This is a genomic window from Oscillibacter sp. MSJ-31 (assembly GCF_018918025.1).
In the GTDB taxonomy this organism is placed as follows: domain Bacteria; phylum Bacillota; class Clostridia; order Oscillospirales; family Oscillospiraceae; genus Hominicoprocola.
The window spans coordinates 1-21,284 of record NZ_JAHLPT010000022.1; the positions used below are offsets into that span (position 1 = coordinate 1).

Genomic DNA, 21,284 nt, shown 5'->3' on the forward strand with positions numbered 1-21,284 from the left:
TGAACGCCATGCACCGTAAAATCCTTGACTACCATACCGCACAGGAGCTATTCGACGCTCACGTCAATTCCCTGCTCTAATTTTTTCAAAAATGTTCGATTGGGTATTGACAATTTTCAGCTTGGAAATGCGCTATACTATCTCCATCTCAAATACCGACTGTTGGAGGAGGACACCCCCATGAGCGAAGAATACGGCCCGAATTTCGTCACGCTGACGGACGAGGAGGGCAACGACATCGAGCTGGAATACATCGACGCGCTCGAGCACAACGGCACGACCTATATGGCTTTCTTCCCCGTTGTGGAGGAGGGCGAGGAGGAGAATGAGGACGAGTACGGCCTCATCATTCTCAAGAGTGAGACGGTGGACGGCGAGGAGATGCTCGCCAACGTCGTCGACGAGGACGAGATCAACGAGGTCTACGACCTCTTCATGGAGCAGATGATGGAGGACGAGGAGGAATAACCTCGCTTCCGACGGATTTTTCCCGCCGCTCCGCTTACAATGGCAATTACCCTGCGTGGTTCGTGATAGGCTCTTTATAAACCCACATTTCGTCATACGGGACGCCGGTACGCTCCGGTGGTTTGCAGGCCTCCCGGCTGCATTTCGCGGTCGGACGTTGGAAGCAGTAAAACCGGACAGAGGCGACCCACCTGCAATTCATGTGCAGGTTTGGCGGGGTCTACACGGCCAACGCGGGGTAACTTTTTTGCTCCTTCATCGCTTTGCACAAAAATCAAAAGGCGATTTCTCTGTTTTATCAAGGCTCTTTTCACGAATTTTGACGAAATTTCCATTGAAATTGTTCCCGCCTTCGTGTAAAATAAATCTACAATCTATGACTGATAGCTGTAACGAAGTGCTGCGCGCACGGGCTGAAACTATCACTCCGGCAGAAACGCTGACGTTTCGGGCGAGTGACTCGCTTGGAGCGTCTTTTCTTTTTGCCTGAAGGGTTCGTCAGTTGAAACCATTTAACAGGAGGAAACCACTTATGAAGCTCATCACCAACGGACGTCTCATCACCCGCGACGCAGAGGGCCGCGGCTACTACGAGCACGGCGCGGTCGCCTACGAGGGCGCGAAGATCGCCGAGGTCGGCGAGGAGGCCGCCCTGCGCGTGAAGTACCCCGACGCCGAGATCGTCGACGCCAAGGGCGGCGTCATCATGCCCGCCTTCATCAACGCGCACACCCACATCTATTCCGCGCTCGCGCGCGGCCTGTCCATCGTCGGCAACAACCCGACAAACTTCTACGAGGTCCTCGACGGAACGTGGTGGGCCATCGACCGCCACCTGATGATGGACGGCACCAAGGCCAGCGCCACCGCGCTCTACATCGACTCCATCAAGCAGGGCGTCACCACCGTCTTCGACCATCACGCCAGCTATGGCGAGATCCCCGGCACGCTGCACACCATCGCCGAGGAGAGCAAGCGTCTCGGCCTGCGCTCCTGCCTGTGCTATGAGGTCTCCGACCGCGACGGCGAGGAGAAGTGCCTGCAGGCCATCAAGGAAAATGCCGACTTCATCTCGGAATGCGAGCAGCGCAAGGATCCCATGCTCGCGGCGATGTTCGGCGGTCACGCGCTCTTCACCATCTCCGATAAGACCTTCGACCGCATGGTCGAGGCCAACAACGGCCGCACCGGCTATCACATCCACGTCTCCGAGGGCATGAACGACGTGTACGATTCCCTCCAGAACTACGGCCGCCGTCCCGTCCAGCGCCTTCAGGATCACGGCATCCTCGGCCCCAAGACCATCCTCGGTCACTGCATCCATGTCAACACCGCCGAGATGGAGATCATCAAGGAAACGGGTACGATGGTCGTGAACAATCCGGAATCCAACATGGGCAACGCCATCGGCATCTGCCCTGTCCTCCAGCTCTACAAGCGCGGCATCCTCCTCGGCATGGGTACCGACGCCTACACCAACGATATGCTCGAGTCCCTCAAGGTCGCCCTCTGCTCCCAGCGCAGCCAGAACTGCCTGCCGAACGTCGGCTGGTGCGAGGTCACCGATATGCTCTTCAAGAACAACGCGAAGATCGGCGCGAAGTACTTCCCCGACCAGCTCGGCGTGCTCAAGGCGGGCGCGGCGGCGGACATCATCGTGATGGATTATAAGCCGTTCACTCCGTTCTCCGACGCGAACATCGACGGCCACATGATCTTCGGCATGACGGGCCGCCAGTGCCAGACCACCATCGCCGCCGGTAAGACGCTCATGCTCGACCGTCAGCTCGTCGGCATCGACGAGGAGGCCGAGAACGCCCACATCCTCGAGGCCGCGAAGAAGCTCTGGGGCAGCCTCAATCACTGCGAGTATTAAGGAAACGTTACATAGGAGGAACAACGATGTCTGAGAAAATGTATCCCATTCCGTTCGCGTCCCTGATGAACTGGGTTGTGACCGAGTACGCCCAGAGCGGCGACATCTTCGGTGTCCACAAGAAGTATGAGGCCACGGGCAAGAGCCTGCCCATCTTCGGTGAGCGCATCGAAACGCCGTTCGGCCCCGCCGCCGGCCCCAACAGCCAGCTCGCGCAGAACATCATCGCCGCCTACTTCGCGGGCGCGCGCTTCTTCGAGGTCAAGACCGTACAGAAGATGGACGGCGCCGAGCTTGCCGCCTGCGTGCCCCGTCCCTGCATCCTCGCCGCCGACGAGGGCTACAATCAGGAGTGGTCCACCGAGCTGACCGTGGCGCAGGCGCAGGACGAGTACATCAAGGCGTGGTGCGCGCTCAAGGTCATCTCCAAGGTCTACGGTCTCGGCGATCCCGACGGGTTCGTGTTCAATATGTCCGTCGGCTACGACCTCGAGGGCATCAAGGGCCGCAAGGTCAACAGCTACATCGACAACATGATGGACGCGAGCAGGACCGCGCAGTTCAAGGAATGCAAGAAGGTCCTCGCCGAGCTGTTCCCCGCCGAGCGCGATTTCATCGCGCACATCTCCCCGCGCGTGTCCCGCTCCGTCACCGTCTCCACGCTCCACGGCTGCCCGCCGCAGGAGATCGAGCGCATCGCAAGCTATCTGCTCACGAAGAAGCACCTGCACACCTTCGTCAAGTGCAACCCCACCATCCTCGGCTACAAGACCGCCCGCAGCATTCTCGACTCCATGGGCTACGACTACATCGTGTTCGACGAGCATCACTTCAACGAGGATCTCCAGTGGGAGGACGCGGTGCCGATGTTCGAGCGTCTGCAGAAGCTCGCGGACAAGGAGGGTCTGGAGTTCGGTCTCAAGCTCTCCAACACCTTCCCCGTGGACACCACGCGCGGCGAGCTGCCGAACGACGAGATGTATATGTCCGGCCGCAGCCTCTTCCCGCTGACCATCGAGATGTGCAGCCGCATCTCCCGCGCGTTCGGCGGCAAGATGCGTATCTCCTTCGCCGGCGGCGCGGAATACTTCAACTGCGATAAGCTCTTTGCCGCGGGCATCTGGCCCATCACCGTCGCCACCACCATTCTCAAGCCGGGCGGCTACAACCGCCTGCTCCAGATGGTCGAGAAGGTCGAGCCGATGGAGTACCGCGCCTTCGCCGGCACCGACTCCGCCGCCATCTCCGACCTCGCCGCCTCCGCCCGCACGAATTACCATCACCTCAAGTCCATCAAGCCCCTGCCCAGCCGCAAGTCCACCGAGCAGGTGCCCTGGCTCGACTGCTTCATCGCGCCCTGCAAGGGCGGCTGCCCCATCGAGCAGGACATTCCCGAGTACATCGAGCTGTGCCGCAAGGGTCTCTACGGCCCCGCGCTCAAGCTCATCACCGAAAAGAACGCCCTGCCGTTCATCACCGGCACCATCTGCGCGCACCGCTGCCAGGGCAAGTGCTCCCGCAATTTCTATGAGGAGAGCGTCCACATCCGCGACACCAAGCTCCTCGCCGCGCAGAAGGGCTACAATGCCCTGATGGCCTCCATCAAGCTGCCCGAGCGCGTCGAGGGCAAGCGCGTCGCCATCATCGGCGGCGGTCCGACCGGTATCGCCGCGGCGTACTTCTGCGGCCGCGCCGGCATCGAGACCACCATCTTCGAGCGTGAGCGCAAGCTCGGCGGCGTGCCGCGCTACGTCATTCCCGCCTTCCGCATTTCCGACGAGGCCATCGACAAGGACATCGCCCTGATGATGAGCTACGGCGTTGAGGTCAAGTGCGGCAAGAGCGCTCCCTCCGTCGCGGAGCTGAAGGAAATGGGCTACACCCACATCCTCCTCGCCACCGGCGCGTGGAAGGCCGGCAAGCTCGACATCGAGGGCAACGTGCAGGGCGTCATCGAGTGGATGAAGAAGGAAAAGAAGCAGGTCAAGCCAAACCTCTCCGGCAACATCGTGGTCGTCGGCGCGGGCAACACCGCCATGGACGCCGCCCGCGTCGCCAAGCGCATGGGCGCGCACGCCACCATTCTCTACCGCCGCACCAAGAAGTTCATGCCCGCCGACGAGCACGAGCTGCAGCTCGCCATCGACGAGGGCGTGGAGTTCATCGAGCTGGCCGCTCCCGTCAAGCAGGCCAAGGGTATGCTGCTGTGCGACAAGATGGTGCTCGGCGAGCCCGACGAGACCGGTCGCCGCAGCCCCGTGAAGTCCGGCGAGCAGTTCTCCATCCCCTGCGACCTCGTCCTCTCCGCCGTCGGCGAGCAGGTCGATTCCGACCTCATGGCCACAAACGGCATCGAGATGGAGCGCAAGGGCCCCGCGTTTGAGACCAATGTCGAGGGCGTGTACTGCGCGGGCGACGCGCACCGCGGCCCCGCGACCGTGGTCGAGGGCATCGCCGACGCCGCCCGCTTTGCCGAGGCTGTGATCGGCGCTCCCTACGAGTATGAGATCCCCGCGCAGGCGTTCATCACCGAGTCCGACGCCATCGCCAAGCACGGCATCCTCAAGATGTCCGGCAAGTGCGAGGGTGAGCGCTGCCTGCAGTGCTCCACCGTCTGCGAGAACTGCGTGGACTCCTGCCCGAACCGCGCGAACGTCGCGGTCGTCATGCCCGACGAGAGTCACCAGATCATCCACGTCGACAAGATGTGCAACGAGTGCGGCAACTGCACGCAGTTCTGCCCCTACGCCAGCGAGCCCTGCCACGACAAGTTCACCCTCTTCCAGACGGCGGAGGACATGGCGGAGAGCAAGAACCCCGGCGTCCTCTTCCTCGACGCCGACCACGTCCGCGTCCGCATGGCGGAGGAGCGCGACTACGATCTCACCACCTCCGACAACGATCTGCCGGTGGATATTGAGGCGCTGATCTTCACCCTGCGCGATAAGTACGGCTATCTGTTCGCATAAGTGCAGACTTTCTTACAAAATGCAGGAGCGGCTGCTTTTCAGCAGCCGCTCCCCTTTTCTTTCATACGAACAGTCCCCGCAGACCGTCGCAGTCGCGCAGAGCTTCGACGCGGGCAGCGACCTCACGGGCGAAGCCGCTCAGATATTCCCCCGCGCCGCGCGGGAGGATGAGCCGCTCCGCGAGCTCATCCGCCGCCGTGAGCAGGTCGTTCTCGATCCGCTCGGGCCGCGCGTGCTCCCAGCGCTCGCGGAGCGCGTCGATCTCGCCGTCCGAGAGCTTCAGCCCCTCCCCGCCGAGGAGCGTGCGGGCGAGCGCGTTCGCCGCGACCGGCGCATAGAGATTCACCAGCAGCCCGCGCCAATCGGGGCAGGAGCGCTCTATCACCGCGCGAACCTCGCCTTGCGGCAATCGCGTGAGCAGACTATTTTCCGCCGCCAGATGGGTCAGATATTGGTTGACATAATTTATCCCCAACAAGCTCTCCGACACGCTTTGGGAAAGCTGATAGTCAATGTCACAATTGAACCGCTGCGGAAAAAAGCGCGTGTCATAGCGGTGGAAGCCCCTGCCGACGCTCCGCAGCGTATCGCGGAGCGAGCGGTTCTCCAATGGCGGCAGCGCCGCAACGACCTTCCGCCAGAGCGCAAGCGTCAGCGCAGAGTCCCGCTGCGCGCGATGCTGCCCGTGCGCCAGCTCGTCCGCAAGGTCGCACGAGAGAAGTGTGCGGATACGCGCCGCGCGATCCGCTTCGCCTCCGCCGTCCGGTTCCTCCGGCACGGCAAGGAAAAACAGTACGCCGCGCAGCAGCTCCCGCGCGGCGGCAGCCGGCACGGAGCTGCTTTCATTCGCGGTGTAAAGCGCAATCTGCCGTACGAGCAGCGCGGCGAGCTTTTCCTGCCACAGCCTCTCCTCGGCGTCCGTCAGCGGGCGCGTCAGCTCATTCGTCATCGTCCCCCACCCTTCCCGTGCGCGCAAAGCGCAGTATCGCGCGGCCATCGAGATCGGCGATGCGGTCCGCGCAGCCGCCCGCCCAGCCGTTGTATAGCCGCACCAGCGCAGAGAGCAGCTCGTCGTCGCCGAGCCGTTCGCCGCACGCGCCTTTGAAGTGGTAGAACAGCTCCGTCAACCCGCCGAGCGCTTCCTCCCAGTTCTCCGGCCCGACGCAGGGCGAGTCGCACAGCGCGACCGCCAGCTTCGGCAGGATGCCCTCGCCCGGCTCGATGCGTTCCGTCTCCCGCAGGGCCGAAGCGCGGCGCGCCAGCAATCGTCCGCATTGCTCCGGCGTGAGCGTCAGGCCGAAGCGCTCCGTCACGGCGTTCCCGCGCAGTAGTGCCGCCTCGGTCCGCTGCGCGGACAGCGCGCCGAATCGTGTCAATTCATTCATCTCTTTTCACCTCGCCATGTTATCTACACCCCCGGCAAGGAAAAGACAAGACTTGAAAAATTGCCCGAAATGTGGTAATATAGGATCTGTCAAAAGCAAAAAAACACAGAAGAAAGCCGCCCAAACGGGCGGCTTTCCTAATTGTGCGGTTTTTTACTTGGCGGGAACGGTCAGGATCTGGCCGATGTAGATGATGTACGGATCGGCGATCTTGTTGGCCTCGGCCAGCTTGGTGTAGAGCGTGCCGGTGCCGTAGAGCTTGTAGGCGATATTCCACAGGCAGTCGCCCGCAACGACCGTATAGGTGTCACCGGAGGGAGCCGGCGTCGGCTCGGGCTTGGGCTCGGGCTGGGGCTCGGGCTGCGGTTCGGGCTCAACGACCGGAGCGGTCTTGACGGTGATGCGGCCCTGCGGGGCGGCATACTGCTCGCCGACCACGCCCTTGAGTTCGGTGGTAATATATTCCATCATGGCCTCATCCAGAGGCACACCGGTATCGAACTGAGCGGTAGCGGCAGCGAAAGCGTAATAGGTGTCGCCGCCGGCAGCGCAGAAGTTATTGGTAACGACGGCGTAGGTATCGTCGGCCTTGAACGCCTTACCGTTGATGCTGTCGATGGTCACGCGGTTGATGCTCTTGGGCGCGTGATAAGTGGAGCCGGGATAGAGGTCGCCCACATCAAATTCCTTGGCTGTATCAATGGTGAAATTGATGCCGGACACCTGCGGGAAGCCGCCGACCGGCAGGCTGTAGGTAGACGCTTCGAGAGCCTCGAGAAGCTGTGCGCCGGTAACATAAACGACCGCGACGGTGTTGCCGAAGGGCAGCACGGTGTTGATGTCCTTCTTGGTGATGTCGCCGACCTTGATGGGCGCGCGGATGCCGCCGCCGTTGGTGATGGCGACCACATGATCCGTATCGACCGTCAGGCCGTCCTTGTTCTGCAGGACCTTCCAGACCATCGCATCGGTGATCAGGTCGCCGTTGTTGGTCTCGCCGTCACGGTTGCCGTTGGGAGCCTTCGCGCCGTTGAGTTCAACCTCGCTCTTCGCAAAAACGGCGCCGTACTCGGCATCGACACGATCCACGATAACCTTCGCCGCAGCGGCAACGGTCTCGTCCTTGGCGGTGTTCTCGTCGACTGCAAAGAGAGAATTGCTCTCGATCTTCTTGGTAGCGTCGTCAATGACAATCACGCCGATGTTTTCAAACGCCGTACCGGTGGACTGGATCGGTTCGCCATTAGCGCCCTTATCCATCACGGTATGGGAGTGACCGTCGATGATGAAATCGATCCCCTTGACAGCGCTGTAAAGGTCATAGGAGGTATAGGGCTTCGACTCGGCGTCAACACCCAGGTGAGCCATGCAGATAACAACATCGGCATCCTTGAGAGCCGCGACCTGGTCGGCGGCAGCCTTGGTGAAGGCATTGCCGGTTGCAAAGGTCAGTCCCTTGATGAGCGCAGGGTTGGCCTTGGTCTGGGTCTCCGGAGTTTCCATACCGAAGAAGCCGACCTTCACGCCGGACTTGGTCGTGTAGGTATAGTTGGCGTCAAAGATGGTGGTGCCGTCAGCATTGAAAACATCCGCGCAGAGCACCTTGAAGCCGGCCTTGGCCATGTTCTCCTTGAGCTGATCATAGCCGTAGTCAAACTCATGGTTGCCGAGCGTGGCGACATTATAGCCCGCGGCATTCATCATGGCGACCGCATCAGCGCCCTTGGTGGTGCTGACATAGGTCGTACCCTGACTGTAGTCACCGGCGTCAACGAGGATGACCTCCGCGCCCTTGGCCTCATAGTCGGCCTTGAGTGCGGTGATATAGGCATAGCCCTCGACTGCGCCATGAACGTCATTGGTGTGCAGAATGACGGTCTTGCCCTCCATTGTTGCGGCGGGAGCCGATGTGACAACGATCTCCTCCGCATTGACCGTCACGGCCAGAGAGAATACCATTGCCAGAGTCAGCAGCAGGGACAAAAACTTGCGCATAGCTTTTTTCCTCCTGAAAATTTTTGCCGGAGCGCTTGTCCGTATCGGGCGCACAGCTTCGGCAGGATATATTTATTGTATCTTCTTTTCCGCTTTTTCACAAGCCGCATTCTCTCGCCATAATCACAGATTTTCACCGCGCTTTCTTGTCGCTTTTGCCGATTTCTCTTTTTCTGTGGAAATCGCGGCAAAAACGTGCTATGGTAAAGGTGTATGAATATTTTTCAGACAAAGGAGCTGAATGGATATGAAAAAACTGCTCAGGGGCGGCTTTGTCGTCACGCCCCGCGGCTCCCGCCGCGCGGACGTCCTGCTCGACGGCGAGAAGATCGCCCAGGTCGGCCACATCTCCCCCGCCGAGGCGAAGAGCGCCGAGGTGACGGACGTTTCCGGCTGCTACCTCTTCCCCGGCTTCATCGACGCGCACACGCACTTTGATCTCGACGTGTGCAACACGACCACCGCCGACGATTTCGCGTCCGGCACCCGCAGTGCCATCCGCGGCGGCACGACCACCATCATCGACTTCGCCTGCCCGAACAAGGGCGAGACGCTTGCCTACGGTCTTGATCTCTGGCACAAAAAGGCCGACGGCAAATGCTCGTGCGACTACGGCTTCCACATGACCATCGACGACTGGAACGAGGGCATCGAGGGCGAGCTGGACGATATGTTCGCCGCTGGCATCACGTCCTTTAAGATGTACCTCACCTACCCCGCCATGATGATCGGCGACGGCGCGGTGTATTCCGCGCTCAAGGCGCTGAAAAAGCGCGGCGGCATCGCGGGTGTCCACTGCGAGAACGCGGGCGTGATCGACGCGCGCATTGCCGAGCTCAAGGCCGCCGGACGTGCGGCGGACGTTTCCGCCCACCCCGAGGCGAGGCCCGACTATCTCGAGGCCGAGGCGGTCGCGCGGCTGCTGCGCATCGCCGAGGCGGCGGACGCGCCGGTGATCATCGTCCACCTGACCAACCGCGAGGCGCTCGACGAGGTCGCCTTTGCCCGCGCCCGCGGGCAGAGGGTCTATGTCGAGACCTGCCCGCAGTACCTTGCCCTCGACGACGGCGTGTACTATGACCCCAACTGGTCCATGGCCGCGCGCTATGTCTGCGCGCCGCCCATCCGCGCCGAGGAAAATCAGCGCGCGCTCTGGCGCGGTCTGCGCCGCGGTGAGATCCAGACCATCTCCACCGACCACTGCTCGTTCACCCTCGCGCAGAAGGACATGGGCCGCGAGGACTTCACGAAGATCCCCGGCGGTCTGCCCGGCGTGGAGACGCGCGGCGAGGTCGTCTACACCCGCGGCGTCGCCGCGGGCAGAATGACCGTCGCCGGAATGTGCCGCGCCCTGTGTGAAAATCCCGCGAAGCTCTACGGGCTCTATCCCCGCAAGGGCGTCATCGCCGCGGGCTCCGACGCGGACATCGTGGTCTACGATCCCAAGGCCAGCCACATCCTCACCGCGCGCGACATGGTCACAAAGGCCGGCTACACGCCCTTTGAGGGTCTGCGCACCGAGGGCGGCATCGTTAAGGTCTACCTGCGCGGCAGCCTGATGGTCGAGGACGGCAGGATCGTCGGCGGCCCCGAGGGTCAATACCTCCGCCGCGGGCTCTGCACCCTCTGAGCAAAACAAGAGAAGAAAAGAGGAATGCTTCCATGAACCTTCGTACCATTCTGTTTTCGCAGTATCCCGCGCTGTTCCTGCTCGCGGTGCTGTTTCTGATCGCGCACCTGCGTGTGCGCAAGACCTCCGCGGTCAAGTCGGTGCTGTGGGTCATTCTCTTCGGCGCGGCGCTCGCCGCGTCGGTGGTGTGCTGCTTCCTCGGCATCCAGGCCGAGCTGTGGACGCTCAAAACGCTCATCACCCTCGGCTTCTGGAGCTGGTTCGGCGTGGGTCTCGTGCTGCTCTTCCTCGTGCTGCACGTCGTGCACGGCATGGAGAAGCGCTCCAGCCGGCGCAGGCTCGACAAGGCCATGAAGCAGGCGGAGAAGCAGAAGGAAGAGGAGGTCTCCCGCGCCCGCGCCGAGGGCGCCGCCGCCGAGCGTGAGCGCGCCGAGGCGGAGGCCGCCGAGCGTGAGCGCGCCGAGGCTGAGGCCACCGAGCGCGCCGCACAGGAGGCCGCCGCGCAGAGCACACCGCAGGTGGAGGAGTCTCCCGCATGGGATGCCGCGCCGCAGGCGCAGAATGACCCTGCCGCGGAAGCCGCAGAAAGCGAGGTCTGAACATGGCAGCAGAGCACTCCGCGTCCAAGCGCGTGATCTATTTTGATATTCTCCGCGTTGTAGCGATCTTTTTCGTTGTCGCCGTTCACCTTTCGGCGCAGCATTGGCTTGATGTCGATGTCAGCTCACGCGCATGGTTTGCCTTTAATCTGTACTGTACCACAGGCAAGTGGTCCGTTCCCATTTTCGTCATGATCAGCGGCGCACTGTTTTTAGGCCGCGACACCCCGATCTGCACCATACTGAAAAAGAATGTGCTGCGCATGGTCTATGTGTTTGTTTTCTGGTCGGGCTGCTACGCGCTCATTAGTCTCCTTTTTCGCCACAGCCCGCCCTTTGACGTTCTTTCACAGTTCGTTACAGGTCATTACCATCTATGGTTCCTTTTCATGATCGTGGGACTGTATCTGCTCATTCCTCTGCTGCGTCCCATCGTACAGAGTGAAACGCTCACGCGCTATTTTCTGCTTCTATCGCTCGTTTTCACCTTTCTTCTGCCCCAGCTTGCCTTATTCTGCACCTTTGTCTCCCCGCGTATCAGCACTCTGATCAGCACCGTTATCATGTTCACCTACTGCTATTTTCCGCTTGGCTTTACCGTCTATTTTGTCGGCGGATACTATCTCAGCCGTAGGGATTTCAGCCGCAAAGAGGAGATCGTACTCTACTGCATCGGTATCGCGGGACTTCTTTTCTCGATATTCGCACCGGTCGTTCACGCCAAGGCTCAGGGTGCGCCCAGTGATATTTTTTATAACTACAATTCGCTCAATGTTCTGCTCACCAGCGTTCCCATCTTCGTCTTTGCCAAGAAGCACCTGAATTTCCCGCGCATGGGAGAGCGTGCATACGCCATTCTTCGCAAGCTATCAAAATACAGCTTTGGCGTCTACCTCGTTCACCCTATGGTCATCGAGCTGCTTCAGCATTTTGGCATCGACACCTTCTCCTGCAACGCCTTTTTCTCCGTGCCGCTGCTCGCGGTCTTTGTGTTCGCGGTCTCCACGGCGATCTCCGTGCTGCTGAGTCGGGTCCCCATCGTCAAAAAATATTTCGTCTGAGCGCAAAAGGAGCGCGGGCCGTTGGTCCGCGCTCCTCTTTTCTGTTCGTTTACGCCTCGGTCTTAATGCCGCGCTTGGTGAACTCCTCGACCAGCAGGTCAAGGTCGTTCGGCAGGCTCATCGGCTCGCCGCAGAACTTGATGGCGTTGGCAACATCCTTGAGACCGTTGCCGGTGACGACGGAGACGACCGTGTCGTTCGCGCCGAGCACGCCCTGCTCGCAGAGCTTCTTCACGCCCGCCGTGCCGGTCACGCCCGCCGGCTCGCCGAACACGCCACAGGTGGTGCCGAGCAGCTTCTGCGCCGCCATGATCTCCTCGTCGGTCACGTTGACCACGATGCCGTTGGACTCGCGAATCGCCATGAGCGCCTTGTCCGCATTGCGCGGCACGCCGACGGCGATGGAGTCAGCGAGGGTGTTCTCCTCCATCGGCTCCCAGGGCTTATTCTCCGCGATGGCGCGGTTGATGGGGTGGCAGCCCTCCGCCTGCGCGGAGATCAGGCGCGGTAGCTTGTCGATAAAGCCGATGGCGTAGAGGTCCTTGAGACCCTTCCACACGCCCGCGATGGTGCAGCCGTCGCCGACGGAGATGGCGAGGTAGTCGGGCATCTTCCAGCCGAGCTGCTCGGCGATCTCGAGCGAGACGGTCTTCTTGCCCTCGGAGAGGTAGGGGTTGATGGCGGCGTTGCGGTTGTACCAGCCCCACTTGTCGATGGCCTTCTTGCTCAGCTCGAAGGTCTCCTCATAGTTGCCCTGCACGGAAATGACGTTCGCGCCGAAGGTCATCAGCTGCGCGACCTTGCCCTTGGGGGCGCGGGAGGGAACGAAGATGAAGGTCTTGAGACCCGCGGCGGCGGCGTTGCCTGCGAGCGAACTGGCCGCATTGCCGGTGGACGAGCAGGCGATGATCTCCGCGCCCGCCTCCTTCGCCTTGGCGACCGCCATAGCGGAGGCACGGTCCTTGAGGGACGCGGTGGGGTTCTGGCCGTCGTCCTTCACCCACAGCTTCTTGAGGCCGAGGAGCTTTGCAAGACGGTCCTCCTCATAGAGCGGGCTCCAGCCCACGCGCAGCGGCGTGTCGGGCGTGGTCTCCTCCACGGGCAGCAGCTCGCGGTAGCGCCACATGGTGTTCGGGCGGCTCTTGAGCTTATCCTTCGTGAGGTTGGCCTTGATGTAATCGTAATCGTAGATGATGTCGAGGATACCGCCGCACGAGCAGCTCGTGAGGTTGGGCACGGCCTCGTATTCCTTGCCGCACTTGACGCAGCGCGCGCATTTCACATTTTTCAGCATAATAATTTCTCCTAAAACGGAAGATTGAAAATGGTCTCGAATCCCGCAGCAAAAGCAATCGCTTCGTAACCCCGCCGCAGCAGCGGCAGCAGCTGAGGAGACATATACCCGCACAGGCGCAGATGCCGCTCAAAAGGGGATATCTCTTACCGTAAGAGATATCCCCTTTTGGAAACCCCAGAGAAGCGCAAGGGCTGCGCCCTTGACCTGCCATTGCCGGCCCCTATCTGCGGGGATGCTGCACACGCTGTGCAATGAAATTTTATTCAGCTTTCGATCCGGTCTGCTCCTCTTTCCGCTCAGCCGCTGCTGCGGTGGCGTTTCGGAGCAGGCTTTGCCTCTGCTTCTTAGAGCGCCTTGAGAAGGCCGGTGGCCTCATTGAACTCGTTGATGAGCTCGTCGAGCTCGGCAGCCTGCGCGTGAACGGCGTCCCAGGTGCCCTTGGTGTCGTACCAGAGCGCGTTGAGGTCCTTGACGTCGCGGGCCTGCTGCTCGACCCAGGTGTAATACTTGAGGTTGTGGATGCGCTTGCGGTCGGTGTAGGTCAGCTCCATCAGGTTGTCGGTCTTGAGGCCGAGCATGTGGAGGTTGTGGTCGAGCTTGGCTTCCTCGACGTTGTACGCGCCGTGCATCTCGTTGAGCTCCTCGATGCGGCTGCCGTACATCGCGGCGGAGTCGGTCAGGACGGTAGCGAGGACGTCGTTCTCGGTCAGCTCATAATATTTCGCCATCTTGATGCAGCAAAGAACGTTCGCGATGCCGGAGATGCCGAGCCAGGTCAGCTTCTCGATCAGCTCGTCGGAGAGCTTGAGCTCTTCCTTGAGGTACTTCTGGCCTTCCTTGGTGTTGAACAGGCGCAGCAGGCGCTGGCTGTCCTCATCGTCGATGGCGATGGCCATGTCGGTGTTCTTCACGTTGTGGATCCAGGGAATGTGCTTGTCGCCGATGCCCTCGATGCGGTGGCCGCCGAAGCCGTTCTCGAGAATGGTGGGGCACTGCAGCGCCTCGCCCACGCCGAGCTTGAGGCCGGGATAACGCTCCTTGAGCAGGTCGCCCGCGCTCATGGTGCCGGCGGAGCCGGAGGTGAAGCAGGCGCCGGCAAAGTTCTGGCCGGGCTTCTTGACGGCTTCAAAGAGGTCCGCGAGGGCGTAGCCTGTGACGTTGTAGTGCCACAGCGGATTGCCCATCTCCTCGAACTGGTTGAAGATCATCATGCTGGGATCCTGCTTGAGCTCCCAGGTCTTGTCGAAGATCTCCTTGACGTTGGACTCGCAGCCCGGCGTAGCGATGACCTGACCGGCGATCTTGCTCAGCCAGTCGAAGCGCTCCTTGCTCATCTCGGCGGGGAGAATGGCGACGGAGTCAACGGCCAAGAGCTTGGAGTTGAACGCGCCGCCGCGGCAGTAGTTGCCGGTGGAGGGCCATACGGCGTGGTGATAGTTCGCGTCGAACTGACCGGTCACGAGGCGCGGGGCAAGGCAGCCGAAGGACGCGCCGACCTTGTGGCAGCCGGTGGGGAACCACTTGCCCGCCATGGCGATGATGCGGCACTTCACGCCGGACAGCTCGCTGGGGATCTCTACATAGTTGGGGACCTCCTGAAAGAGGCCGCCGGACTCCTTGGCCTCGTTCTTCCAGGTGATGCGGAAGAGGTTGAGGGGGTTGACGTCCCACAGACCCACGTTCTTCAGCTTGGCCTGGATCTTCTCGGGAATGGTCTCGGGATGCTGCATCTGCGCGATGGTGGGGATGATGACGTTGTTTTCCTTGGCCTTCTGGATGTTATGCTCCAGTCCGACCATGTTGATGCTCAGATCGATTTTACCCATTTTGCTTGTCCTCCTGTTGTTTGTCAATGTAAGAATAAAGTGTATATTTTGAAATTCCGAAGTATTTGGCGACCTTGTCGCCGGACTTGGTGACGAGGAATGCACCGCTCTGGCTCAAAAAGCCGATGGCGCGCATCTTGTCCTCCTTGTTCATCAGCGCCGCGGGCTTGCCCACGAGGGCGACCGACTGGGCGATGAGCTCGTCGAGCACGTCGTTGACGTTGATGATCTTCTCCGGCTCCGTCTGCGTGCTGTCGCCCGCGGCGGTCAGCTCGCGCACGGCGCTCTCGACCATCAGAAGCGAGGAGATGTCGTAGTTGATGCCGAGGATGGCCACGACCTTGCCGCCCTTGCCGCGAATGTACATCGTGGAGGACTTTAAGATCTTGCCGTCCGGCGTCTTGGTGAGGTAGCTGAGATGATCCATGGGCTGTGCGTCCGCGTTGCGCACCTGCTCCATCGCGACATGGGATGCGCCGTCGCCGACCTTGCGGCCCGTGACGTGCCCGTTCTCGATGATGACGATGGAATGCTCGGGATGCTTGGCAGCCACGTCGTGGACCACGACCTCGCAGCTGCTGCCGAACTGGGCAGCGATACCCTTGGCGATCTGCCGCAGAGCCTCCAGCTTTGACGCTTCTATAGTTTATCTCCTCCCTTACGCTGTTTTCACGCTTACATCATACCATAGATAAAAGAAAAAGCAATCATTTTTTCAAAAAAATTTTCAGATTTGCAAATTTTTTGTTTGACTTTGCCGAAGCTTATGCTATGATAGAGGCAGAATAAAAGGAAATGAAAAATACAATAGACAAATCTGAATTTATGTACGGAGGTTTTCTCATGGATTTTGAAGCGATCAAAAAGGCTGCTCAAGGCTATCAGGCGGACATGACCCGTTTCCTGCGCGACATGATCGCCATCCCCAGCGAGAGCTGCGAGGAAAAGGGCGTCGCCAACCGCATTGCCGAGGAAATGAAGAAGCTCGGCTACGATAAGGTCGAGTTCGACAAGCTCGGCAACGTCATCGGCTGGATGGGCACGGGCGACAAGATCATCGCGCTCGACTCCCACATCGACACCGTCGGCATCGGCAACATCGAGAACTGGACCCACGACCCCTATCAGGGCTACGAGGACGAGAAGGTCATCTACGGCCGCGGCGGCTCCGACCAGGAGGGCGGCATGGCCTCCGCCACCTACGGCGCGAAGATCATGAAGGACCTCGGCCTCATCCCCGATGGCTACAAGATCATGGTCGTCGGCTCCGTGCAGGAGGAGGACTGCGACGGTATGTGCTGGCAGTCCATCGTCAACGAATACTTCAAGGGCCCCGAGGACGCGCGCGACCAGATCGAGTTCGTCATCTCCACCGAGCCCACCGACGGCGGCATCTACCGCGGTCACCGCGGCCGCATGGAGATCCGCGTCGATATGCACGGCGTCTCCTGCCACGGCTCCGCGCCCGAGCGCGGCGACAACGCCATTCACAAGATGGCTGAGGTCCTGCTCAATGTCCGCGACCTCAACGAGAACGACGCCGGCGACGACAAGGAAGTCAAGGGCCTCGTGAAGATGCTCGACCCGAAGTACAATCCCGAGCACTGGGAGGATGCCCGCTTTCTCGGCCGCGGCACCTGCACCACCAGCCAGATCTTCTACACCTCTCCCTCCCGCTGCGCTGTTGCGGACTCCTGCTCCATCTCCATCGACCGCCGCATGACCGCGGGCGAGACCTACCAGTCCTGCCTGAAGGAGATCGAGGATCTGCCCGCCTGCAAGAAGTACGCCAAGGACGTCAAGGTGTCCATGTATATGTATGACCGTCCGTCCTGGACCGGCCACGTCTATGAGACCGAAGCCTTCTTCCCCACCTGGATCAACAAGGAGACCGCGCCCCACGTTCAGGCGCTTGTCGACGCGCACCACGCTCTCTGGGGCACCGAGCGCATCGGCGCGGACGAGAAGGCCATGTCCACCCGCACCGGCCGTCCTCTGACCGACAAGTGGACCTTCTCCACCAACGGCGTTTCCATTCAGGGCCGCTACGGCATCCCCTGCGTCGGCTTCGGCCCCGGCGCCGAGTCTCAGGCCCACGCCCCCAACGAGATCACCTGGAAGCAGGACCTCGTCACCTGCGCCGCGCTCTACGCCGCCGTTCCGGGGCTCTATCACCCCGAGAACAAGGACGGCTCCGCCACCAGCTTCCGTCAGGAGCTGACGGGCAACGACATCAAGTAAACCGCCAACAAGCGATACAAAAAAGATAAAGGAGAATCATCACCATGAGCAAGACTGTCGAACTGGCGCGTCATCTCGAAACGCTCCACATCAACAATATGTACAAGAACGACTTCTACTGGACCTGGGACAAGACCGACGAGGAGATCGACGCGGTCTTCACCGTGGCGGACGCCCTGCGCGACCTGCGCGAGCGCAACAAGAACACCAAGGTGTTCAACTCCGGCCTCGGCATCTCCATCTTCCGCGACAATTCCACCCGTACCCGCTTCTCCTTCGCCTCTGCCTGCAACCTCCTCGGTCTTGAGGAGCAGGTGCTCGACGAGAAGGTGAGCCAGATCGCTCACGGCGAGACCGTGCGCGAGACCGCCAACATGGTCTCCTTCATGGCTGACGTCATCGGCATCCGCGACGATATGTTCATCGGCGAGGGCCACAAGTATCAGAAGACCTTCATCGACGCGCTCGAAGAGGGCTACCGCGACGGTATCCTCGAGCAGCGCCCGACGCTCGTCAACCTCCAGTGCGACGTCGACCATCCCACCCAGTGCATGGCCGATATGCTCCACATCATTCACTACTTCGGCGGCGTGGAGAACCTCAAGGGCAAGAAGGTCGCCATGACCTGGGCCTATTCCCCCAGCTACGGCAAGCCCCTGTCCGTCCCGCAGGGCGTCATTGGCCTGTTCACCCGCTTCGGCATGGACGTCACTCTCGCCCATCCCGAGGGCTATGAGGTCATGCCCGAGGTCGAGGAGATCGCCAAGAAGAACGCGGCGGCCACCGGCGGCAGCTTCAAGAAGTGCAACGACATGAAGGAAGCCTTCCGGGACGCCGACATCGTTTATCCCAAGTCCTGGGCTCCGTTCAAGGCCATGGAGGAGCGCACCAAGCTCTATCAGAAGGGCGACAAGGCCGGCATCGACGCGCTGGAGAAGAAGCTCCTCGCGCAGAATGCCGAGCACAAGGATTGGGCCTGCACCGAAGAGATGATGAAGCTCACGAAGGACGGCAAGGCGCTCTATCTGCACTGCCTGCCCGCCGACATTTCCGGTCTTTCCTGCCCCGAGGGCGAGGTCGACAACTCCGTGTTCGACCGCTACATCGTTCCTCTGTACAAGCAGGCCTCCTACAAGCCCTACATCATCGCCGCGATGATCTTCCTCGCACAGGTCAAGGATCCCGTCCGCGCTCTCATGGAGATGGACAAGTCCGACGCCGAGCGCAAGATGTTCTAAGAGACCGCGCACAACTGAAAAGGGCGGCTTCTGCCGCCCTTTTTCTTCGGCCGCTTCACTCAGGAAAGCGGTAAAATACAAGAAAAATCACAGGAAATGTCTCGCAGTCTCGTGCAGCATTGCCTATAATATAGGCGGAAAGCAACGGAAATTCGGCCATTGCGCCGACCGAACGGTTCAAATTTATTTTTAAGGAGATATATCACCATGGGTAAACGCATCGTCATTGCGCTCGGCGGCAACGCGCTGGGCAACACCCCCTATGAGCAGCTCGCTCTCGTCACCGAGACCGCCAAGCCCATCGTCGACCTGATCGCGCAGGGCAACGAGGTCATCATCGCTCACGGCAACGGTCCCCAGGTCGGCATGATCAACCTCGGCATGGCCACCGCCGCCGAGGCCAAGGCCATCAAGTCCGATATGCCCTTCCCCGAGTGCGGCGCCATGAGCCAGGGCTACATCGGCTATCACCTCCAGAACGCCATCGGCAACGAGCTCGCCTCCCGCGGCATGGCCAAGGACGTCGCCACCGTCGTCACGCAGGTGCTCGTGGACGAGGCCGACCCCGCCTTCCAGCATCCCACCAAGCCCGTCGGTGCGTTCTATGATAAGGAGACCGCCGACCGCATCGCCGCCGAGAAGGGCTACACCATGGTCGAGGACGCCGGCCGCGGCTACCGTCAGGTCGTTCCCTCCCCCAAGCCCATCGACGTCATCGAAAAGAACACCGTCAAGGCGCTCGTTGACAACGGCACCGTCGTCATCACCGTCGGCGGCGGCGGCATCCCCGTTGTGCGTAAGGACGGCAAGCTCTACGGCACGCCCGCCGTCATCGACAAGGACTTTGCCTCCGCCAAGCTCGCCGAGCTGCTCGACGCCGATATGCTCGTCATCCTGACCGCGGTCGAGAAGGTCGCCATCAACTTCGGCAAGCCCGACCAGAAGGGTCTTGACGATCTCACCCCCGCCGATGCCCGCAAGTACATCGAGGAGAAGCAGTTCGCGCCCGGCTCCATGCTGCCCAAGGTGCAGGCCGCTCTGTCCTTCGCCGAGTCCAAGCCCGGCCGCGTTGCCCTCATCACCCTGCTCGAGAAGGCCGCCGACGGCATCTCCGGCAAGACCGGCACCCGCGTCCACCAGTAAGAGCGGTTCGGATAAATTCCCAAACGTTCCGTACAACTTATACAAAAGGTTTGCCCGCAAGGGCAAACCTTTTGTTTGCTTTTTCAGTCCTTTTTCCGCTTTTTCGCCGCTTTCGCTAAAAATTTTTCAGCAACTTTGGTTATGTTTTCAATTCTTTTTTTCGTTTGCCCGTTGCGTTTTGCTTGAAAATTTTGTATGATACTGTTCAAAGGTATTGTCCCAAGGGGCATACCAATTTTTAAGGAGGATTTATCCAAATGAAGAAGCTTCTTGCGATCCTGCTCTCCGTCATCATGGTGCTGTCTCTCGTTGCCTGCGGCAATAAGACTCAGGGCGAGACTCCCAGCAATGACGATCAGCAGCAGAACACCGAAACCGAGACCAAGACCATCAAGGTCGGCCTGATCTGCATCGGCGACGAGAACGACCAGGGCTACACCTACAACTTCATCCGCGGCAAGGAATCCGCCACCGAGGCGCTCGCCGCCAAGGGCATCAATGTTGACTGGGTCGTCAAGTACAACATCGGCGAAGACTCCACCTGCGAGGACGCCAACATCGAGCTGGCCGAAGAGGGCTGCGAGCTCATCTTCAACAACTCCTACGGCTTCGAGCCCTTCATGCTCAAGGTCGCTCCCGACTATCCCGAGATCCAGTTCGTCGGTTGCACCAACCAGGGCTCCTGGAACGATGGCCTCGACAACACCCACAACGCCTTCGCCAACATCTATGAAGGCCGTTACCTCGCCGGCGTCGCTGCTGGTATGAAGCTCCAGCAGCTCATCGACGAAGGCACCATCAAGCCCGAAGAGGCCGTCATCGGCTACGTCGGCGCGTTCTCCTTCGCCGAAGTCATCTCCGGTATGACCTCCTACTTCCTGGGCGCCCGCTCCGTCTGCCCGAGCGTGACCATGAAGGTCCAGTTCGTCGGCTCCTGGTCTGACGCTACCGAAGAGTCCAACGCCGCCTCCGCTCTGTGCGACCTCGGCTGCAAGCTCATCTCCCAGCACTCCGACAACACCACCCCCGCCACCATGGCGCAGTCCAAGGGCGCGTTCCACACCGGCTACAATAACGACATGACCGGCGTTGCTCCCGATGCCTCCATCATCGGCTGCCGCATCGACTGGACGAACTACTTCGTCTATGCCATCGAGAGCGTTGCCAACGGCCAGGAATTCGATCAGGATTACTGCTACGGCTATGATCACGGCGACGTCGTCCTGACCGAGCTCAACGAAAAGATCGCCGCCCCCGGCACCGCTGAGAAGCTCGCCGAGGTCGAGGCCGGTCTGGCTGACGGCTCCATCAAGGTCTTCGACACCTCCACCTTCACCGTGGAGGGCGAGACCCTGACCTCCGCCTTCGCTCTGGATACCGACGGCGACTTCACCCCCGACTCCGAGGAAGCCGTGTTCGACGGTGCCTTCCACGAGTCCTACTTCCAGTCCGCTCCTTACTTCGCCATCAAGATCGACGGCATCGAGTGGCTCAACTCCGCGTTCTAAGATATCCCTTACATCAAAGGAAGCCGCCTGCGGGCGGCTTCCTTTTTT

At 60.7% G+C, this 21,284-nt stretch carries 18 protein-coding genes and 1 other RNA gene; 12 read left to right on the top strand and 7 right to left on the bottom strand.

From position 1 onward, the window contains the following. The first annotated feature begins 180 nt into the window (after positions 1 to 180). The 4 genes from KQI17_RS11350 to ygfK all read left to right on the top strand — a co-directional run bounded on the left by KQI17_RS11350 (position 181) and on the right by ygfK (position 5,313). On the top strand, positions 181 to 468 hold the full coding sequence (locus KQI17_RS11350; RefSeq protein WP_022018277.1) for a DUF1292 domain-containing protein: 288 nt from the start codon (positions 181 to 183) through the stop codon (positions 466 to 468). Between the two features lie 45 nt (positions 469 to 513). Continuing rightward, positions 514 to 712, top strand: a non-coding RNA gene (ssrS, locus tag KQI17_RS11355) — 6S RNA. Positions 713 to 1,000: 288 nt separating this feature from the next. After that, a complete protein-coding gene (ssnA, locus tag KQI17_RS11360) occupies positions 1,001 to 2,344 on the top strand; it encodes a putative aminohydrolase SsnA (protein WP_216496338.1) in 1,344 nt (447 codons plus the stop codon). Between the two features lie 26 nt (positions 2,345 to 2,370). After that, the gene (gene ygfK / locus KQI17_RS11365; protein ID WP_216496339.1) at positions 2,371 to 5,313 is read left to right on the top strand and encodes a putative selenate reductase subunit YgfK; all 2,943 of its coding nucleotides are present in this window, start codon (positions 2,371 to 2,373) and stop codon (positions 5,311 to 5,313) included. Between the two features lie 61 nt (positions 5,314 to 5,374). On the opposite strand, the gene KQI17_RS11370 is transcribed toward ygfK, so the two are convergent. The 3 genes from KQI17_RS11370 to KQI17_RS11380 all read right to left on the bottom strand — a co-directional run bounded on the left by KQI17_RS11370 (position 5,375) and on the right by KQI17_RS11380 (position 8,693). Next, the gene (locus tag KQI17_RS11370; RefSeq protein WP_216496340.1) at positions 5,375 to 6,262 is read right to left on the bottom strand and encodes a DUF6179 domain-containing protein; all 888 of its coding nucleotides are present in this window, start codon (positions 6,260 to 6,262) and stop codon (positions 5,375 to 5,377) included. After that, on the bottom strand, positions 6,252 to 6,698 hold the full coding sequence (locus KQI17_RS11375; RefSeq protein ID WP_216496341.1) for a DUF6323 family protein: 447 nt from the start codon (positions 6,696 to 6,698) through the stop codon (positions 6,252 to 6,254). The genes KQI17_RS11370 and KQI17_RS11375 overlap by 11 nt, the downstream gene beginning before the upstream one ends. Positions 6,699 to 6,851: 153 nt before the next feature. After that, on the bottom strand, positions 6,852 to 8,693 hold the full coding sequence (locus KQI17_RS11380) for a 5'-nucleotidase C-terminal domain-containing protein (protein ID WP_216496342.1): 1,842 nt from the start codon (positions 8,691 to 8,693) through the stop codon (positions 6,852 to 6,854). On the opposite strand from KQI17_RS11380, the gene KQI17_RS11385 reads away from it, so the two are divergent. From KQI17_RS11385 to KQI17_RS11400, 4 genes are read left to right on the top strand one after another with little or no spacing between them, the layout of a single operon-like run. Continuing rightward, positions 8,686 to 8,910 (top strand): hypothetical protein, encoded by a 225-nt coding sequence (locus KQI17_RS11385; protein WP_216496343.1) that lies wholly within the window; start codon positions 8,686 to 8,688, stop codon positions 8,908 to 8,910. The genes KQI17_RS11380 and KQI17_RS11385 overlap by 8 nt on opposite strands. A 30-nt stretch (positions 8,911 to 8,940) precedes the next feature. Next, a complete protein-coding gene (gene hydA / locus KQI17_RS11390) occupies positions 8,941 to 10,323 on the top strand; it encodes a dihydropyrimidinase (protein WP_216496344.1) in 1,383 nt (460 codons plus the stop codon). A 32-nt stretch (positions 10,324 to 10,355) separates the two neighbouring features. Next, positions 10,356 to 10,922 carry a hypothetical protein gene (locus KQI17_RS11395; RefSeq protein WP_216496345.1) on the top strand — a complete coding sequence of 189 codons (567 nt, stop codon included), beginning with the start codon at positions 10,356 to 10,358 and terminating at the stop codon, positions 10,920 to 10,922. A gap of 2 nt (positions 10,923 to 10,924) precedes the next feature. Next, complete coding sequence (locus tag KQI17_RS11400) at positions 10,925 to 11,983, top strand: acyltransferase (protein ID WP_216496346.1); 1,059 nt, start codon at positions 10,925 to 10,927, stop codon at positions 11,981 to 11,983. Between the two features lie 49 nt (positions 11,984 to 12,032). Here KQI17_RS11400 and KQI17_RS11405 read toward each other — a convergent pair whose 3' ends face one another. From KQI17_RS11405 to KQI17_RS11415, 3 genes are all read right to left on the bottom strand, one after another. After that, entirely contained in the window at positions 12,033 to 13,274 is a 1,242-nt protein-coding gene (locus KQI17_RS11405) for a threonine synthase (RefSeq protein WP_216496365.1), read from the bottom strand. A 350-nt stretch (positions 13,275 to 13,624) separates the two neighbouring features. Then, positions 13,625 to 15,106, bottom strand: a complete 1,482-nt coding sequence (locus KQI17_RS11410) for a pyridoxal-5-phosphate-dependent protein subunit beta (protein WP_216496347.1) — start codon at positions 15,104 to 15,106, stop codon at positions 13,625 to 13,627. After that, positions 15,099 to 15,749 carry a helix-turn-helix transcriptional regulator gene (locus KQI17_RS11415; protein WP_216496366.1) on the bottom strand — a complete coding sequence of 217 codons (651 nt, stop codon included), beginning with the start codon at positions 15,747 to 15,749 and terminating at the stop codon, positions 15,099 to 15,101. Before KQI17_RS11415 ends, KQI17_RS11410 begins: the two co-directional genes overlap by 8 nt. 200 nt (positions 15,750 to 15,949) lie before the next feature. Between KQI17_RS11415 and KQI17_RS11420 the strand changes: the two genes are divergently transcribed. The 3 genes from KQI17_RS11420 to arcC all read left to right on the top strand — a co-directional run bounded on the left by KQI17_RS11420 (position 15,950) and on the right by arcC (position 19,728). Further along, positions 15,950 to 17,347 carry a YgeY family selenium metabolism-linked hydrolase gene (locus KQI17_RS11420; RefSeq protein ID WP_216496348.1) on the top strand — a complete coding sequence of 466 codons (1,398 nt, stop codon included), beginning with the start codon at positions 15,950 to 15,952 and terminating at the stop codon, positions 17,345 to 17,347. Between the two features lie 44 nt (positions 17,348 to 17,391). Then, positions 17,392 to 18,585, top strand: a complete 1,194-nt coding sequence (gene ygeW / locus KQI17_RS11425) for a knotted carbamoyltransferase YgeW (RefSeq protein WP_022018973.1) — start codon at positions 17,392 to 17,394, stop codon at positions 18,583 to 18,585. A gap of 207 nt (positions 18,586 to 18,792) precedes the next feature. Then, on the top strand, positions 18,793 to 19,728 hold the full coding sequence (arcC, locus tag KQI17_RS11430) for a carbamate kinase (protein WP_022018972.1): 936 nt from the start codon (positions 18,793 to 18,795) through the stop codon (positions 19,726 to 19,728). An 83-nt stretch (positions 19,729 to 19,811) separates the two neighbouring features. Here arcC and KQI17_RS11435 read toward each other — a convergent pair whose 3' ends face one another. Further along, positions 19,812 to 19,985, bottom strand: a complete 174-nt coding sequence (locus tag KQI17_RS11435; protein WP_216496349.1) for a hypothetical protein — start codon at positions 19,983 to 19,985, stop codon at positions 19,812 to 19,814. On the opposite strand from KQI17_RS11435, the gene KQI17_RS11440 reads away from it, so the two are divergent. After that, the gene (locus KQI17_RS11440) at positions 19,986 to 21,236 is read left to right on the top strand and encodes a BMP family ABC transporter substrate-binding protein (protein WP_216496350.1); all 1,251 of its coding nucleotides are present in this window, start codon (positions 19,986 to 19,988) and stop codon (positions 21,234 to 21,236) included. Positions 21,237 to 21,284: the final 48 nt, after the last annotated feature.